We start from the raw sequence: 16420 nt of genomic DNA, 5'->3' as shown, positions 1-16420 counted from the left end.
GCGGATTGCGCGTCCTCTACGTCGAGGACAACACCGCCGACGCCGATCTCGCGCAGCGCATGCTCGCGCGCGTCGCACCGGACATCGCGCTGGATGTCGTGCCGACGCTGGCAGCGGCGCTGGCGCTGCTGTCCGGCCCCCTGCCTTACGACCTGCTCTTGTCGGACCTGAGACTGCCCGGCGGGTCGGGCCTCGAGCTGCTCGCCGAGGTGCGCCAACGTCAGCTGCCGCTCGCCGTCGTGATGCTCACCGGTTCCGGCGACCAGGTCGCCGCACTGGCGGCGCTGAAGGCCGGCGCCGACGGCTACGTGGTCAAGCGCGGCGACTACCTCGCGCAGCTGCCGGCGACGCTACGCGCCGCATTCGCGCGCTTTCTGGCCGCTCCGGCGCGCCGGCTGGCGCCGCTGCACGTACTGTACGGCGAACACGACACCCGCCGCGCGACGCTGACGCGCCAGCACCTCGCCCGCCATGTGCCGCATATCCGCCTCGACGTCGTCGCCGACGCGGCCGCGGTGCTCGCCGCCGTTCCGGCGGACCCGGCGCAGGCGCCCGACTTCGACGTGCTGCTGCTCGACACCGGCATCGGCGGCATGGACGGCCTCGAACTCGTGCGCGTCCTGCGCGAGCAGCGCGGCCTCGCGCGCCCGATCGTGCTGCTGACCGGCAGCGGCGCCGAGGAAATCGCGGTACAGGCGCTGAACGCCGGTGTGAGCGACTGCATTGCGCGCTACGAGGGCTATCTCAATGCCCTGCCGGCCACCCTGGAAAAAGTGCGCGAGCAGGCTGAACTGCTGCGCGAACGCGCCGAACTGCGGGCGACCAGCGCGCACCTCGCCTACCTGCTGTCGGCCAGCCCGGTCGTGCTGTACACGCTGCGCCTGCACGACGGCAGCCTCGTCGCGAACTGGGTCAGCGCAAACGTCGGGCGCATCACCGGCAGCAGCGTCGACGAGGTCCTCGTTCCCGGATGGTGGCTCGCCCACCTGCACCCGGCGGACCGCAAGGCGGTGCTCGACGCGCAGACCGGCCTGCTGCGCGACGGCCGGCTCGACCATGAATACCGCTTCGTCGCCGACGACGGCCGCGTGATCTGGATCCGCGACCAGATGCGCGTGATGCGCGCCGACGGCGGCGGGCTGCTCGAAGTGGTCGGCACCTGGACCGACATCAGCGCGCCGAAACAGGCCGAACAGCTGAAAGCCGCGCGCGGTGCCGTGCTCAACCGCCTGGTCGCGGGCGACCCGCTGCCGGTGATCCTCGAGGACGTCGTGCAACGCCTCGAACAGCTTGTTCCGCAGATGCGCGCGTCCATCCTGCTGCTCGACCCGGCGACCGGCCGCCTCACGCACGGTGCGGCGCCCCGGCTGCCCGACTATTACCGCGACGCCGTCGAGCAGCTGCAGCCGCGCGAGGGCATGGGCTCCTGTGGCACGGCCGCCGCGCGCGGCACGGCGGTGATCGCCGCGGATGTGACGACGGACATCAACTGGGTGCCGTTCCGCGACATCGCCGCGCGCGTCGGCTTCCGTGCCTGCTGGTCCTTCCCCGTCCGCGACGCCGGCGGCACGGTGCTCGGCACCTTCGCCGCGTACTTCGACACCCCGCGCGAGAAGGACGAGGCGCTTGTCGCGATCATCGACGAATTCACCGCGATCACCGCGCTGGCGGTGCAGAAAGTGCGCGCCAACGACGCGCTGCGCCAGGCCGCGGCGGTGATCGAGAGCACCCGTGACGGCGTCATGATCACCGACCTCGATCGCCGCATCGTCAGCGTGAACCGCGCGTGGTGCGAGATGACGGGTTTCTCGCGCGACGAAGCGATCGGCCACGCGCCGCAGCTGCTGAAATCCGGCCTGCAGAACGACGCCTTCTACCGCCGCATGTGGACACAGATCGCGCGCACCGGCGACTGGCAGGGGGAAATCTGGAACCGGCGCAAGAACGGCGAGCTGTACCCGCAGTGGCTCAGCATCAGCGCCGTGCATGACGACGAGCGCCGGCCGACGCACTACGTCGGGGTCATGACCGACATCAGCAAGCTCAAGCAGTCCGAAGCCCAGCTCGAACACCTCGCGCACTACGACCCGCTCACCGACCTGCCCAACCGCCTGCTCGTGCAGTCGCGCCTGGAGCATGGGATCGAGCGCGCTGCGCGCCAGGGCAGCCACATCGGCGTGCTGTTCATCGATCTCGACCGCTTCAAGACGATCAACGACAGCCTCGGCCACCGCGCCGGCGACGATGCGCTGATCGCGATCGCGCAGCGCCTGCGCGGCTGCCTGCAGCGCGACGACACCTTGGCGCGCTGGGGCGGCGACGAGTTCCTCGTGGTCCTGGAAGACCTCGCCAAGCCGGACGAGGCCGCCCACGTCGCGCAGACCCTGATCGACCGCCTGCGCGAGCCGCTGGAGCTCGCGGACGGCCAGCCGGTGTATGTCGGTGCCAGCATCGGCGTGAGCATGTATCCGCAGGACGCACGGACCGCGGCACCGCTGATCCAGCATGCCGACACCGCCCTGAACCAGGCCAAGGCGCAGGGGCGCAACACCTACCGCTTCTTCACCGACGCGATGAGCGCGGAGGCGCAACGCCACCTGAGCCTGGAACGGCGCCTGCGCCACGCCCTCGAACACGAGCGCTTCGTGCTGCACTACCAGCCGCAGGTCGACATCGCCAGCGGCCGCATCGTCGGCTGCGAGGCGCTGCTGCGCTGGAACGATCCCGAGGAAGGCCTCGTCGCGCCGGGACGCTTCATCCCCTTCGCCGAGGAAAGCGGCCTGATCGTGCCGATCGGCGAGTGGGCGCTGCACTCCGCGTGCCGGCAGGCGCGACGCTGGGCCGACGCCGGCCTGCCGCCGCTGCAGGTGTCGGTGAACCTGTCGGCGCGCCAGCTGTGGCAGGCCGAGCTGCCCGACCGCATCGCCGCAATCCTCGAGAGCACCGGCCTGCCGCCGCAGTCGCTGGAACTCGAGCTCACCGAGAGCATGATCATGGGCCACGAGGCGCAGGCCGTCGAACGCCTCGGCCAGCTGCGCAGCATGGGCCTGCGGCTCGCGATCGACGACTTCGGCACCGGCTACTCGTCGCTGTCCTACCTGAAGAACCTGCCGATCGAGGTGCTCAAGATCGACCAGAGCTTCGTGCGCAACATCCCGCAGGACCGCAACGACATGGAGATCGCCGGCGGCATCATCGCGCTGGCACGCAAGCTCAACCTCGCCGTGACCGCCGAGGGCGTCGAGACCGCCGCCCAGCTCGCCTTCCTCGCCGAACAGGGCTGCGACAGCTACCAGGGCTACCTGTTCAGCCGCCCGCTGCCGGCGGAGGAATTCGAGAAGCTGCTGACGCGCTGAGTCAGAACGGCGCGTCGCTCGCGGCCTCGGTGGCAAACGCGACACCACCCGCGGCCGCCGGCGCGTCGCCGCCCTTCAGTTCGCCGCCCAGCGCACCGACAACGGCCGGCAGCAGGCGCTGCAGCTCGCCGGTCATCAGCGCGAAGCCCGCATCGAACAGCGCGCGCGCGTCCTCGGCCCCCTGCTGATCGAGGTTTTCCTTCACGACGTCGAGGAAGTCGAGGCGCTTGATCTCGAACTTCTCGGTCAGCACGAAGCTCACGCGGTCGTCGAAGGTCAGCGCGAGGCGGGTCGGCAGCTTGCCGGCGGTCAGGTGGCCGCGCACCTCGTCGCCTTCGAGCGGATGGCGCACGTAGCGCACCGCGGCCTTGTCCTCGGTGACCGAACGCAGTTCGCAGTCCTGGTCGATCGTGAAGCCGGCGGGCGCCTCGCCGCCCGCGAGCCAGTCGGCCATCGCGCTGGTAGGCGACAGCTCGGTGCGCACCAGCGCGAGCGGCAGGGTGTCGAGGGTCTGGCGCAATACCTCCAGGACGTCCTCTGCGCGGGCCTGGCTGGGTGCATCGATGCCCAGCCACCCCCCGGTGGGGTCGATCCATGCAAAGACCTTCCTGCGCCTTGTAAACGCGCGTGGCAGCAATTCCTGCAAAACCTGCTCGCGCAGATCCTTCATCTGCTTGCGTCCGGGCTTGTAGCCCTGCTGCTCGGCCAGCGCCTCGGCGCGTTCCTCGGCTTCCTGCTTCACCACCGACGAGGGCAGCAGCTTCTGCTCCAGGCCCAGCGCGATCAGCCACTGGCCGCCGACGCGATGGACGAGGAATTCGTCACCGGTGGGCGAGAGCCATCCGCGGGTTTCCTGGTCCTGGCTGCCGCAGGGCACGAAGCGCTTGCGCGCGAGCTGCTCCTCCAGGGCTTCGGCCGTCATCGTCCAGCCGGCGGGAACGCGATAGATCTGCAGGTTCTTGAACCACATGGGAAATTCGTCCGTGTGCGGGGTTGTTTGGAAAATGCGCGAAAAATGCGCCGGAAATGCGGGCGGCGCTGCCGGAAGAAGCGCCGCCGCAGCAAGGGCCGGGCGGGTGCGCTACTGGATGCGGCCCGACTCCGCGATCATGCGGATCACGCGCAGGGTGTCGACGTCGGACTGGTGATAGGCCGACTTGACGTATTCGACATAGGGAACGTCGTCGCCGACGCCCTGTTCGGTCAAGGTCGTACGGTAGTGGAAGCGCAGCACCATCGTGTCGGGGGCCGGTTCCTCGATGCCGATCGTGAGGCTGCCGCCGGCATGCGCGTCGGTGTGCTCGGTGTCGAAACGCACCCATTCCATCGGCTGCAGCGTCACGCGGTCGCGGATCACCGCGCTGCCGAACCTGAGTTCGCGCACCAGCTCGGTGTCGCTGCGCGACAGGATCGTGCACGCCTCCAGGCCGGGCAGGAAGGGCCGCGAATCCTCGGCCCGGCACAGCAGGCCGAACCACAGCTCCTCGCGCGTGAGCGGCGCGACGAGCGGATTGTCCGGGTCGTTCACGACCAGCAGATGTTCAAAATTCACCAGCAGGCTCCAAGTGCGGGGTCGATGCTCGGGTCGACCATGGTACCGGGGCGATAGTGTCCCACATGTTTCGGTTAGCATCCGCCCATGCAGATCGAACGACTACTCCATTCCCAGGGGTTCGGCAGCCGCAAGGAATGCCGCACCCTGATCCGTGCCGGCCTGGTCGCTGTCGCAGGCCGGATCCTCGACAACCCCGCCGAAGAGTTCATCCCCGAGGGCCTCGAATTCAGCGTAGACGACGAAACCTGGGTGTATCGCGAAAAAGCCTACCTGATGCTGCACAAGCCCGCCGGCTATGAGTGCTCGCGTCATCCCCAATTCCACCCCTCGGTGTTCGCGCTGCTGCCCGACATGCTGGCGAACCGCGACGTGCAGTGCGTCGGTCGGCTCGACCAGGACACCACCGGCCTGCTGCTGCTCTCCGACGACGGCCAGTTCATCCACCGCTGGAGCTCGGGCAAGAAGCGCACGCCCAAGGTCTATGAGGTCACGACCAAGCATCCGGTCGACGATGCGCTGGTCGCGGCCCTGCTCGCGGGGGTCGAGCTCGTCGACGAGCCGGCGCCGATCGCCGCGGCGGCCTGCCTGCAAACGGGGGAGCGGAGTCTAAGGCTCACGATCACCGAAGGCAAGTACCATCAGGTCAAGCGCATGCTCGCAGCGGCGGGCAACCGCGTCGAAGCCCTGCATCGCAGCGTCGTCGGCGGCTTGGCCCTGCCCGGGGAGCTCGCAGCGGGCGAATGGTGTTGGCTCGACGACGCCGACCTCACCCGACTCGCCACGTATTCCGAAGAAGCCTGAACACCGGCCCGCACCGGGCCTCCCTGCACGGGCTGCGTCCGCAGCGCCGTTTCCGGACCGTGCATTTCCCCTTCTCTGCAGACCACGCTCCCCTTGATCGAGGGGAGCACCCTATTCCGGGGGTACCCCGGCCGTCTTCCGCAGCCTTGTGTTTTGTTCTTCTGTATTTCTTTAAATTTAAAAGATAAAGAAGAAGATAGGCGACGGATTTCTGTGGATAAGTGCTGAACCGCCAATGCCTGCAGCGGTTTTGGCGTTGTAGAACCCCGTACACAAGTGCCCGGTTCACCTGTGCACCGAATGTGACCCGTTTTGGCCGTTGGGGAATATTCGCCCCCTGCCCACAAACGCTCCCTGTGCTCCTCCACGGACTTATCCACTGCGGGGACCTGCAGAATGCGATTGATGCCGCCGCGGAGGCCTTATCGACTCCGGCAAGTACCCACGTGACCAGTCCGGTCGCTCCCTCCGCGACCGGACTTCACGTATTCGATTGCCGGAGTGAAACGAAACCCGGCTTGCAGCACCGAGCGATGTTCGCGAACACGAGGCGACGGAATTCGCTGCGATCGACCATCCGCAAAACCGCAGGCGTGACGACGCGATGGTTGGTCCGATCGTCAAGGGGTCGTCACGGCCTTGCGCTGCCGCGGTCGGTCATGAGCGTTTGCAGCCGGTAGAGGGGCTCCGGACATCGGACGGTCGGAGAGTCCTTCGCTGTCGCAGCCGCAGGTGAAGTGCCTGTTTGCGTCCGTGCCGGCTGTCCGCCGGGCGTTTTGGGTTTTGCTTTTTGTATTTAGTTTTAATTAAAAGATAAAGATATATATAGTGTCGCGTTTTCTGTGGATAAGTTCGGATTGGCCAGTGTCTGCGGGCACTCCGGGACGGTAAAAGTCAGTAGATAAGCCCCGGGTTCACCTGTGTGCCGATTGTGTCCAGTTTTACGGTCCATGCCGATCCAGCCCTTTTCCCACAAAGCATTCCTGCCCTTTTCCCGCACTTGTCCACTGCCATGAGCCTTTCCGACGCCCCGTCCGTCTTCGACTGGGACATCTTCTGCCGGGTTGTGGATAACTTCGGGGATATCGGCGTCTGCTGGCGGCTTGCCAAGGCATTGGCGCACGACCACGGGTGCTCGGTCAGGCTGTGGGTGGACGACTGGACGACCTTCGCGCGCCTGTGTCCGGCCGCCGCCGCAGCGGGCGATTCGCTGCGCGCACAGGGCGTCGAAGTGCGCCGCTGGCGCGAGCCTTTTCCCGACGTGCTGCCGGCGCGTGCGGTGGTCGAGGCCTTCGCCTGCGAACCGCCCGCGTCCTACGTCGCGGCGATGGCAGCCGCTACGCCGCCGCCGCAGTGGATCAACCTCGAATACCTGTCGGCCGAGGAGTGGGTCGAGGATTGCCACGGCCTGACCTCGCCGCATCCGCGCCTGCCGATGACCAAGCGGTTCTGCTTTCCCGGCTTCACCGCGCGCACCGGCGGCCTGTTGCGCGAAAAAGGCCTGCTCGTGGCGCGCGAGCGTTTCCAGGCCGATGCGGCGGCGCGGCGCGACTGGCTCGCCGGCCTCGGCATTGCGGCGGTGCCGGAGGGCGCGCGCCTCGTGTCGCTGTTCGCCTACGAGCAGCCGCAACTGCCGGAACTGCTGCGCCTGTGGGCCGACGCGCCGTGCCCGACCCTGCTGTTGGTGCCGGAAGGCCGCGTGCTGGGCGACGTGCTGCGCTTCTTCGGGCACGCGGACGCGCAGGCGGGCGAGATCCTGGCCGCGGGCGGGCTGACGGCCGCGATCCTGCCCTTCCTCGACGCCGAAGACTATGACCGCCTGCTGTGGGCGTGCGAGCTCAACTTCGTGCGCGGCGAGGATTCCTTCGTGCGCGCGCAATGGGCCGCGCAGCCCTTCGTGTGGCACATCTACGAGCAGGACGAGGCCGTGCATCACGACAAGCTCGACGCCTTCCTCGCCCGTTACCTCGCCGGCCTCGATGTGCCGGCCGCGCAGGCGACGCGCGCGTTCTGGAAGGCGTGGAACGGCGAGGGGAGCCTTGCCGCGGCCTGGCCCGCCTTCGCCGATGCGCTGCCGCGGCTCGCGCCGCACACGCGCCGCTGGTCGGACGGGCTCGCGAGCCGGCAGGATCTTGCTTCGGCGCTGGTGCAATTTGCAGAACTAAAGGTAAAATCATAGGTTTATTACAATGTGCGGCCAAAATGTCCGCGCCCGATCTACATCAGGAAACAGCATGAAAACCGCACAGGAACTCCGCTCCGGCAACGTCATCATGGTTGGCACCGACCCGCTGGTCGTGCAGAAGGCCGAATACAACAAGTCCGGCCGCAACGCTGCGGTCGTGAAGATGAAGCTCAAGAACCTGCTCACCGGCGCTCCGTCGGAGTCGGTGTACAAGGCCGACGACAAGTTCGAAGTCGTCCAGCTCGACAAGAAGGAAGTGACCTTCTCGTACTTCGCCGATCCGATGTACGTGTTCATGGATGCCGACTACGAGCAGTACGAAGTCGAAGCCGAGAACATGACCGACGCGCTGAAGTACCTCGAAGACGGCCTGCAGTGCGAAGTGGTGTTCTACAACGGCAAGGCGATCTCGGTCGATCTGCCGAACTCGGTGGTGCGTGAAGTGGTCTACACTGAACCCGCCGTGAAGGGCGATACCTCGGGCAAGGTGATGAAGCCCGCCAAGCTCGCGACCGGCTTCGAACTGCCGGTGCCGGCGTTCGTCGAAATCGGTGACAAGATCGAAATCGACACCCGCACCGACGAGTACAAGAACCGCGTGAAGTAATCCGCGCGTTCCGCGTCGCGACCGGAAGGGCCCGCCGAGTGCGGGCCCTTCGTCTTTTCCGGACCGCATTTGCCTTGAACTTTCGGCGCCGGGCGATATCTTGAGAGCACCCTGTCAGCAAGGAGCAAAAGAATGAACAAGACCCTGTTTGTCGTGCTGATCGCGAGCCTTTCCCTCGGACTGGCCGCCTGTGGCAAGAAAGAACCCGACAAGGCCAGTACCGCCGGCAGTCAGGCAATCGAGGCGGCGAAGGAGTCGGCGCAAAAGGCCGGCGAGGCCGCGCAGAAGGCCGGTGAAGCGGCATCCGCTGCGGCCGAATCGGTGAAGGAATCGGCGAAAGAAGGCGTCGAGAGGAGCAAGGAAGTCGCCGGCGAGGTCGGGCAGGCCGCGAAGGAGAAGGCGGCCGAGGTCAAGGAGGCGACGACCGAGGCCGCGCAGAAGGCCGCAGACTCCGCACGCGCGACGGCCGAGAAGCTCAAGGAAGCCGGCAAGGATGCGGTCGACGCCGCAAAGGACGCGACGCGCAAGGAAGAAAAATAAACGATGTCCGACCGCATCCGCATCTTCGGCGCGCGCCAGAACAACCTCAAGAATCTCTCGCTCGATATCGCGCTGAACGAGCTGACGGTCGTCACCGGAGTCTCGGGCTCCGGCAAATCCTCGCTGGTCTTCGACACCCTGTACGCCGAGGGCCAGCGCCGCTACGTCGAGACCTTCTCGCCGTACGCGCGGCAGTTCCTCGACCGCATGGACAAGCCGCAGGTCGATCGCATCGAAGGCGTGCCGCCGGCGATCGCGATCGACCAGACCAACCCGGTGCGCACTTCGCGCTCGACGGTCGGCACCATGACCGAGCTGACCGACCACTTCAAGCTGCTCTACGCTCGCGGGTCGAGGCTCTACTGCCGCGGTTGCGGCAAGGCAGTGCGGCGCGACGATCCGGACAGCGTGCATGCGGCCCTGGCCGAACGCTGTGCGGGCGAGGATCCGCGCCTGGTGCTGACTTTCGCGGTGCCGGTGCCGGCGAACTTCAGCGAAGAAGAAGTCACGCAGCTGCTCAACCAGCAGGGCTATACGCGCATCCATGCGCGCGAAAGCGGTAATGGCAGCAACGGCGGCGACGTGCTGCACGTCGTGCAGGACCGCTTCCGCTTCGCGAACGCCGAACGCAGCCGCGTGATCGAGGCCGTCGAGACCGCGATGACCCACGGCCACGGCAAGCTCGCGGTGCGCGCGCAGGGGGAGGGTGGCGAGACGGTGTGGCGCTTCTCGCGCGATCTGCACTGCGCCGACTGCGACATCCACTACTCGGATCCGACGCCCGGCCTGTTCTCCTTCAACTCGCCGATCGGCGCCTGCGACACCTGCCGCGGCTTCGGGCGGGTGATCGGCGTCGACTTCTCGCTCGTCGTCCCCGACGAATCGAAGACGCTCGCCGAAGGCGCGGTCAAACCCTGGCAGACCGCGAGCTACCGCGAATGCCAGGACGACCTCGCGAAGATGGCGAAGAAGTACGGCGTCGCGATGGACGTCCCCTTCCGCGAGCTGCCGCCCGAACACCGCCAGTGGGTGCTCGAAGGCGACCCCGAGTGGAAGAGCTGGGAGTCGTCGTGGCCGCGCAAGTGGTACGGCGTCCGTCATTTCTTCGACTGGCTGGAGACGAAAGCCTACAAGATGCACATCCGCGTGCTGCTGTCGCGTTACCGCAGCTACACGGAATGCCCCGCGTGCAAGGGCGCGCGGCTCAAACCGGAAGCGCTGTTGTGGCGTCTGGGCGAGAAGAAAGCGGGTAGCGAAATAGGGGACAGACCCCAATTTGAGATTCATGAATTGGGGTCTGTCCCCTATTTCGCGGGATCCGGGCAAGGCCTCGCGATCCACGAACTGATGGCCCAACCGGTGAGCCGCGTCCGCGACTTCATCGCCCGCGTCGAGCTCCCGTCCGGTCTCGACGAAGCCACCGAACTGCTGCTCGGCGAGATCCGCAGCCGCCTCGACTACCTCGCCAACGTCGGCCTCGCCTACCTCACGCTCGACCGCCAGTCGCGCACGCTGTCCGGCGGCGAAGTCCAGCGCATCAACCTCACCACCGCGCTCGGCACCTCGCTTGTGAACACCCTGTTCGTGCTCGACGAACCCTCGATCGGCCTGCATCCGCGCGACATCGACCGCATCCTCGCGGTGATGACGCGGCTGCGCGACGCCGGCAACACGCTGGTGGTCGTCGAACACGACCCGCAGCTGATGTCCGCCGCTGACCGCCTGCTCGACATCGGCCCCGGCCCCGGCGAACGCGGCGGCGAGATCGTCGCCTATGCGACCCCGGCCGAGCTCGCCGCCGACCCCGCCTCGTTGACCGGCGCCTACCTCGCCGGCAAGAAACGCGTCGACGCCGGCCGCAAGCTGCGCCCGGTCGCCGCCACGGATCCCGTGCTGCGCCTCGTCGGCGCGCGCCAGCACAACCTGCGCGACGTCGATATCGCGATTCCGCTCGGCAAGCTGGTGTGCGTCTCCGGCGTGTCCGGTTCCGGCAAGTCCAGCCTGATTCAGGACGTCCTCTATCCCGCGCTCGCCAAGCACTTCGGCCAGGCGACCGAAGCCCCCGGCGCGTTTTCCCGCCTCGAAGGGCTCGACCAGCTCGCCGGCGTCGTGATGGTCGACCAGTCCGCGATCGGCAAGAGCGCGCGCTCGAACCCCGTCAGCTACGTCGGCGCGTGGGACGCCATCCGCACCCTGTTCGCCGTGCTGCCCGAAGCCAAGACACGCGGCTACACGCCCGGCACCTTCAGCTTCAACTCCGGCACCGGCCGCTGCCCGACCTGCACCGGTTCGGGCTTCGAGCACGTCGAGATGCAGTTCCTGTCCGACGTCTATCTGCGCTGCCCGGACTGCGACGGCAAGCGCTACCGCCCGGAAGTGCTCGAACTGCAGTGGCGCGACAAGTCGGTATCCGACGTACTGGATATGACGGTATCCGAGGCGCTCGCCTTCTTCGCCGACCAGCCTGCGGTGCAGGCCGCGCTCGCGCCGCTCGCCGATGTCGGCCTCGACTACCTGAAGCTCGGCCAGCCGGTGCCGACGCTGTCGGGCGGCGAGGCCCAGCGGCTGAAGCTCGCCGGCCATCTCGCCGAAGCGGCGAAGCTCGCCGGGAAGAAGTCCAAATCCAGGGCCAATCCCGGCCGCCTGCTGTTCCTGTTCGACGAACCGACCACCGGCCTGCACTTCGAGGACGTCGCGACGCTGCTGCGCGCCTTCGAAAAACTGCTCGACGCCGGCCACGCGCTGGTCGTCATCGAACACAATCTCGACGTGCTGCTCGCCGCCGACTGGATCCTCGACCTCGGCCCGGAAGGCGGCGAAGCGGGCGGCGAGCTGGTCGTCGCCGGCACGCCGCGGAGCGTGATGGCCTGCGCCGCGTCGCACACCGGCAAGGCGCTTGCCGCCTACGCGGATTCGCTCGGCAAGCCGGTGACGGCGGTCGCCGAACCGGTCGCGCGCTACCGCCCGGTCGCCGCCCCCGCGATCGAGATCCGCCACGCGCGCGAGCACAACCTGAAGAACGTCAGCCTGACGATCCCGCGCGACCGCTTCACGGTGATCACCGGCCTGTCCGGCTCGGGCAAATCGACATTGGCCTTCGATATCGTCTTCGGCGAAGGTCAGCGCCGCTACCTCGAATCGCTCAACGCCTACGCGCGCCAGTTCGTGCAGCCGGCCGCGCGCCCCGACGTCGATGCGCTGTTCGGCATCCCGCCGACCGTCGCGATCGAGCAGCGCGTCAGCCGCGGCGGACGCAAGAGCACGGTCGGCACGTTGACCGAGATCCAGCCCTTCCTGCGCCTGCTGTACGTGAAGCTGGGCACGCAGTACTGCCCGAAGTGCGACGTGCCGGTGTCGCCGCAGAGCTTCGATGCGATCGCGGCGCAGATCCTGCGCGACTACCGCGGCGCGTCGGTCGAACTGCTCGCACCGCTGGTGACGAACCGCAAGGGCCTGTACACGGCGCTGGCGAAATGGGCCAAGGGCAAGGGCTACGACCAGCTGCGCGTCGATGGCGGCTACCTGCCGACTTCAAAATGGCCGCGGCTGGACCGCTACGTCGAACATACGATCGAGCTTCCCGTAGGCATGGCGGTGGTCGGTCCCGAACACGAAGCCGTGCTGCGCACCCAGCTCGCCGAAGCGCTCGAGCACGGCAAGGGCGTCGTCAAGGTGCTCGAGCTCGGCAAGGTCGGCGCGCAGCCGCACACCTTCTCGACGCTGCGCGCCTGCCCGTCCTGCGGCGACAGCTTTCCGGAACCCGATCCGCGCCTGTTCTCGTACAACGCCAAGCACGGCTGGTGCCCGAGCTGCTACGGCACCGGCCAGCGCACCATCGGCCGCGTCGAGGACGCCAACGAACTCGATCTCGCCGACACCGAACAGGTCACCGAAGAAGTCTGCCCGTCCTGCGACGGCGCGCGCCTGAACCCGGTCGCGCGTGCGGTGCGTTTCAGGGACCTCGGCATCCATGAGTTGTCCGCGCAGCCGGTCGCGAAGGTGTCGGGCTTCTTCGACAGCCTGAAACTGGCAGGCCGCGAGACCGATATCGGGCGCGATCTCGTCAGCGAGATCCGCGGCCGCCTCGACTTCCTGCAGCAGGTCGGCCTCGCCTACCTCGCGCTCGATCGTGGTGCGCCGACGCTCTCCGGCGGCGAAGCGCAGCGCATCCGCCTCGCCGCGCAGCTCGGCTCCAACCTGCGCGGCGTGTGCTACATCCTCGACGAGCCGACCATCGGCCTGCACCCGCGCGACAACCGCATGCTGCTCGACACGCTCGAAGCCTTGCGCGACCGCGGCAACACGCTGCTCGTCGTCGAGCACGACGAGGACACCATCCGCCGCGCCGACCACGTCATCGACCTCGGCCCGGGCGCCGGCGTGCGCGGTGGAGAAGTGGTCGCCGAAGGCACGTTGGCCGACCTGATGGCTGCGCCGCAATCCGCGACCGGCATGTGTTTCCGCGCGCCGCTGCAGCACCCGATGCGTCCGCCGCTGGCGATCGCCGACGACCACCCCTACCTCGGCGTGCGCGACGCCACCTTGCACAACCTGCAGGCGGTCGACGCGCGCGTGCCGCTCGGCCGCCTCACCGTCGTCACCGGCGTGTCCGGCTCGGGCAAGTCGACGCTGGCGCGCGACGTCATCCACGCCAGCCTGCACGCGCTGCTCGGCGACCCCGACGCCCAGCGCGCGCGCAGGCGCGGCGAAGCGCAGACGAGCGCCGCGGAGCCGGTCGGCTGCGCGAGTATCGAAGGCTGGCAAGCGGTCGGCCGCGTGCTCGAGGTCGACCAGACCCCGATCGGCAAGACGCCGCGCTCCTGCCCCGCGACCTACGTCGGTTTCTGGGACGCGATCCGCAAGCTGTTCGCCGAGACCTTCGAGGCCAAGACGCGCGGCTGGAACGCGTCGCGCTTCTCGTTCAATACCGGCGCCGGCCGCTGTCCCGTGTGCGAAGGCCAGGGCCAGACCACCGTCGAGATGAGCTTCCTGCCCGACGTGAAGCTGCCCTGCGACGCTTGTGGCGGTGCGCGTTTCAACCCCGAGACGCTCTCCGTGCGCTGGCGCGACAAGAGCGTCGCCGAAGTGCTCGCGATGCCGGTCGACGAGGCCGTCGACTTCTTCGCCGCGCATCCGTCGATAGCGCATCCGCTGGCGCTGCTGCAGGACGTCGGCCTCGGCTACCTGACGCTCGGCCAGCCCAGCCCGACGCTGTCCGGCGGCGAGGCGCAGCGCATCAAGCTCGTCACCGAGCTCGCGAAGGTGCGCGGCCGCGCAGGAGAGAGCGCCAAGACCGGCGGCCGCCCGTTGCCACCGGAAAAGCACACGCTGTACGTGCTCGACGAGCCGACCGTGGGCCTGCACATGGCCGACGTCGACAAGCTGATCCGCGTGCTGCACCGCCTGGCGGATGCCGGCCACACCGTGCTCGCGATCGAACACGACCTCGACGTCATGGCGGAGGCCGACTGGCTGATCGACCTCGGCCCGGAAGGCGGCGACGGCGGCGGGCGCATCGTCGCGCAGGGGCCGGTCGCGGACGTGTGCGGAACGTCCGGTTCGCACACCGCGCGCATCCTCGCGGAGTTTCTGGCCGCGCGGGCGCGTCCTTCTGGCGACGACGGGCGCGGCGCTGCTGCCGCGCCCGTGCCAGTCCGTCGTGCAAAGGCGAAGAAGGCCGCCGGTTGAGCGGCGCGTTCAGCGCGCCGTTGCCGTCGCGGTGTTCGAATACGGGGAAGTCCCGGCGCTGTTGGACGCCCGGAGCCGGTAGGAATAGGTCGATCTCGATTTCACGCTCGCGTCGGTCCACCGACTGGCCGTCGGCGCGAGCAGGGAGACGGCCGCGAAATTCGTGCAGCCGCTTCCCAGGCAGCGTTCGATCGTGATCGAGGTCGCGTTGGTCGCCGTGTTGGTCCAGCCGAGCTCGATCCGGCGGCGCACGCTCGAACTCGCCGCGAGATTCGTCGGGGCGGTCGGAGCGAGCAGCGGGGGCGGTGGAGGTGGAGGCTCGGTCGCGTCGTTCGGCGGCACCGACCAGCAGGTAATCAACGCGTCGTAGCCGCCGACGGCACAGACGTCGCCGTTCGGCAGGGCCGTCGCCCATGTGGTCGCCATCGCCGAAAAGGCTTCCCACAGGCGCGCGCCGCCCGAGCTGTAGCCGGTGGTGACGCCGGGGATGTAGCCGCCGGGGAGGTTGGGCCCGCCGGGGCCGCTCACGACGGTCGTGCCGTCGGGCAGGACCAGCACCACGCGCGGGATTTCATCGGTATTCAATCCGCCGTCGCGGACCGCCTCCCAGCGTACGGCACCCGTCTTTTCCAGTGCCACCGTGTACCAGTCGAGGAATCCGCGGTACGCATGCCCTGCGACGGCCAGGCTGCCATCCGGCGCCAGGCTCATACGCAAACCGGTTGCGCCTGAACTGTCCGCGGGTTTCCTGTCGGTCCGCCACACGCGCTTTCCGGTCGCCCGGTCGTAGGCCACGACGCTGAGATAGTAGGTCAGCGCGGGCGTCCCGCCACCCGTCGCGCCCTGCCCGGTCACGTACACGCGCGTTGCATCGACGACGACGTCCAGCGCGCCCAAGCCTTCCGCCGCCGTTGCCTGCCACTTGCGCACCCCGGTTGCGGCGTCATGCACAGCGGTATTCCACACCGCGCCACCCGAGACGCTGCCGGTCACGACGACGTCGCTGCCGTCCGGACTCAGTGCCAGCGAGGCGGCGATCACGAACCCCCCGGCACTCGCATCCAGTTGCGACCACAGCAGCTCGCCGCTGGGACCGTACTTCTGCACGAAGCGACCGGTGCCGCGTCCCGATGCCGCGAGGTAGGCGTTGCCGTCCACGTCGACGACGATCCGCCCGACCGTCGGGAAGAAGCCGACCGACGGCTCCTTCCGCCACAGCAGCGCGCCATTGGCGTCGAATCGGGCGAGCGTGATCTGGATCGGATTGCCGCTGCTATTCACATTGTGGCCGACCGCCACGAAGTCGCCGTTCGGCGCCGCGACCACCCAGTCGCCGGAGAAGGTACCCGACGCCGGGCTGAGCGTGCTGCGCCAGCGCAGGATGCCGTTTTCGGTATAGCTCGTGAGCGCGAGATCGCGGCCGCTGGGGCCGGACAGCACCGCGACGTTGCCCCAGGCGTCGGTCGCGACGCGGGCCGCCTGGCCGGCGCTGTCGGTGCCGGCGGACAGGCCGCCTGCGGTCCACTGCACTACGGGCTCGGTCGGGGCTGCGGCGGCAGGCCCGCTCAGTCCGAGGATCAGCATCAGACCGGCGATCGCGGCGCCTGCCCGGCGCTGCATCCGGCATGCTTTCAGGTAGAGGTTCTGTCGCATGGTCCGATCCTTCATCCGCTGCCGGCATTGCGCAA

9 protein-coding genes are annotated in these 16420 nt (G+C 68.1%); 6 read left to right on the top strand and 3 right to left on the bottom strand.

Annotation, left to right across the window (positions count from 1 at the left end; all coding sequences use genetic code 11):
- Positions 1-5: 5 nt before the first annotated feature.
- A complete protein-coding gene (locus BW991_RS12415) occupies positions 6-3356 on the top strand; it encodes an EAL domain-containing protein (RefSeq protein WP_076602432.1) in 3351 nt (1116 codons plus the stop codon).
- 1 nt (position 3357) lies between these two features.
- Here BW991_RS12415 and BW991_RS12410 read toward each other — a convergent pair whose 3' ends face one another.
- Both BW991_RS12410 and BW991_RS12405 read right to left on the bottom strand, forming a co-directional pair.
- Entirely contained in the window at positions 3358-4326 is a 969-nt protein-coding gene (locus BW991_RS12410; RefSeq protein ID WP_076602431.1) for a recombination-associated protein RdgC, read from the bottom strand.
- 111 nt (positions 4327-4437) lie between these two features.
- Positions 4438-4908: an SRPBCC family protein gene (locus BW991_RS12405; RefSeq protein WP_076602430.1), complete on the bottom strand. Its 471-nt coding sequence runs from the start codon at positions 4906-4908 to the stop codon at positions 4438-4440.
- A gap of 87 nt (positions 4909-4995) precedes the next feature.
- Here BW991_RS12405 and BW991_RS12400 point away from each other — a divergent pair, with 87 nt between their 5' ends.
- The 5 genes from BW991_RS12400 to uvrA all read left to right on the top strand — a co-directional run bounded on the left by BW991_RS12400 (position 4996) and on the right by uvrA (position 14732).
- Positions 4996-5712 (top strand): pseudouridine synthase, encoded by a 717-nt coding sequence (locus BW991_RS12400; protein WP_076602429.1) that lies wholly within the window; start codon positions 4996-4998, stop codon positions 5710-5712.
- Positions 5713-6724: 1012 nt separating this feature from the next.
- Positions 6725-7891, top strand: a complete 1167-nt coding sequence (gene earP / locus BW991_RS12395; protein WP_076602428.1) for an elongation factor P maturation arginine rhamnosyltransferase EarP — start codon at positions 6725-6727, stop codon at positions 7889-7891.
- Between the two features lie 55 nt (positions 7892-7946).
- Complete coding sequence (efp, locus tag BW991_RS12390) at positions 7947-8504, top strand: elongation factor P (protein ID WP_076602427.1); 558 nt, start codon at positions 7947-7949, stop codon at positions 8502-8504.
- 132 nt (positions 8505-8636) lie between these two features.
- Positions 8637-9044 (top strand): prolipoprotein diacylglyceryl transferase, encoded by a 408-nt coding sequence (locus BW991_RS12385; RefSeq protein ID WP_076602426.1) that lies wholly within the window; start codon positions 8637-8639, stop codon positions 9042-9044.
- 3 nt (positions 9045-9047) lie between these two features.
- The gene (gene uvrA, locus BW991_RS12380; RefSeq protein WP_076602425.1) at positions 9048-14732 is read left to right on the top strand and encodes an excinuclease ABC subunit UvrA; all 5685 of its coding nucleotides are present in this window, start codon (positions 9048-9050) and stop codon (positions 14730-14732) included.
- A 9-nt stretch (positions 14733-14741) separates the two neighbouring features.
- On the opposite strand, the gene BW991_RS12375 is transcribed toward uvrA, so the two are convergent.
- Complete coding sequence (locus BW991_RS12375) at positions 14742-16385, bottom strand: outer membrane protein assembly factor BamB family protein (protein ID WP_170879095.1); 1644 nt, start codon at positions 16383-16385, stop codon at positions 14742-14744.
- Positions 16386-16420: the final 35 nt, after the last annotated feature.

The sequence above is a fragment of the Aromatoleum tolulyticum genome, from assembly GCF_900156155.1.
Classification (GTDB): domain Bacteria; phylum Pseudomonadota; class Gammaproteobacteria; order Burkholderiales; family Rhodocyclaceae; genus Aromatoleum; species Aromatoleum tolulyticum.
This window is presented reverse-complemented; position numbering and strand designations above follow the sequence as displayed.

Excerpts from the sequence above, each read along its gene's own strand:
- earP (WP_076602428.1), top strand. The coding sequence starts at position 6,725 with ATGAGCCTTTCCGACGCCCCGTCCGTCTTCGACTGGGACATCTTCTGC.
- BW991_RS12410 (WP_076602431.1), bottom strand. The coding sequence starts at position 4,326 with ATGTGGTTCAAGAACCTGCAGATCTATCGCGTTCCCGCCGGCTGGACG.
- BW991_RS12400 (WP_076602429.1), top strand. The coding sequence starts at position 4,996 with ATGCAGATCGAACGACTACTCCATTCCCAGGGGTTCGGCAGCCGCAAG.
- BW991_RS12375 (WP_170879095.1), bottom strand. The coding sequence starts at position 16,385 with ATGCGACAGAACCTCTACCTGAAAGCATGCCGGATGCAGCGCCGGGCA.
- BW991_RS12385 (WP_076602426.1), top strand. The coding sequence starts at position 8,637 with ATGAACAAGACCCTGTTTGTCGTGCTGATCGCGAGCCTTTCCCTCGGA.
- efp (WP_076602427.1), top strand. The coding sequence starts at position 7,947 with ATGAAAACCGCACAGGAACTCCGCTCCGGCAACGTCATCATGGTTGGC.
- uvrA (WP_076602425.1), top strand. The coding sequence starts at position 9,048 with ATGTCCGACCGCATCCGCATCTTCGGCGCGCGCCAGAACAACCTCAAG.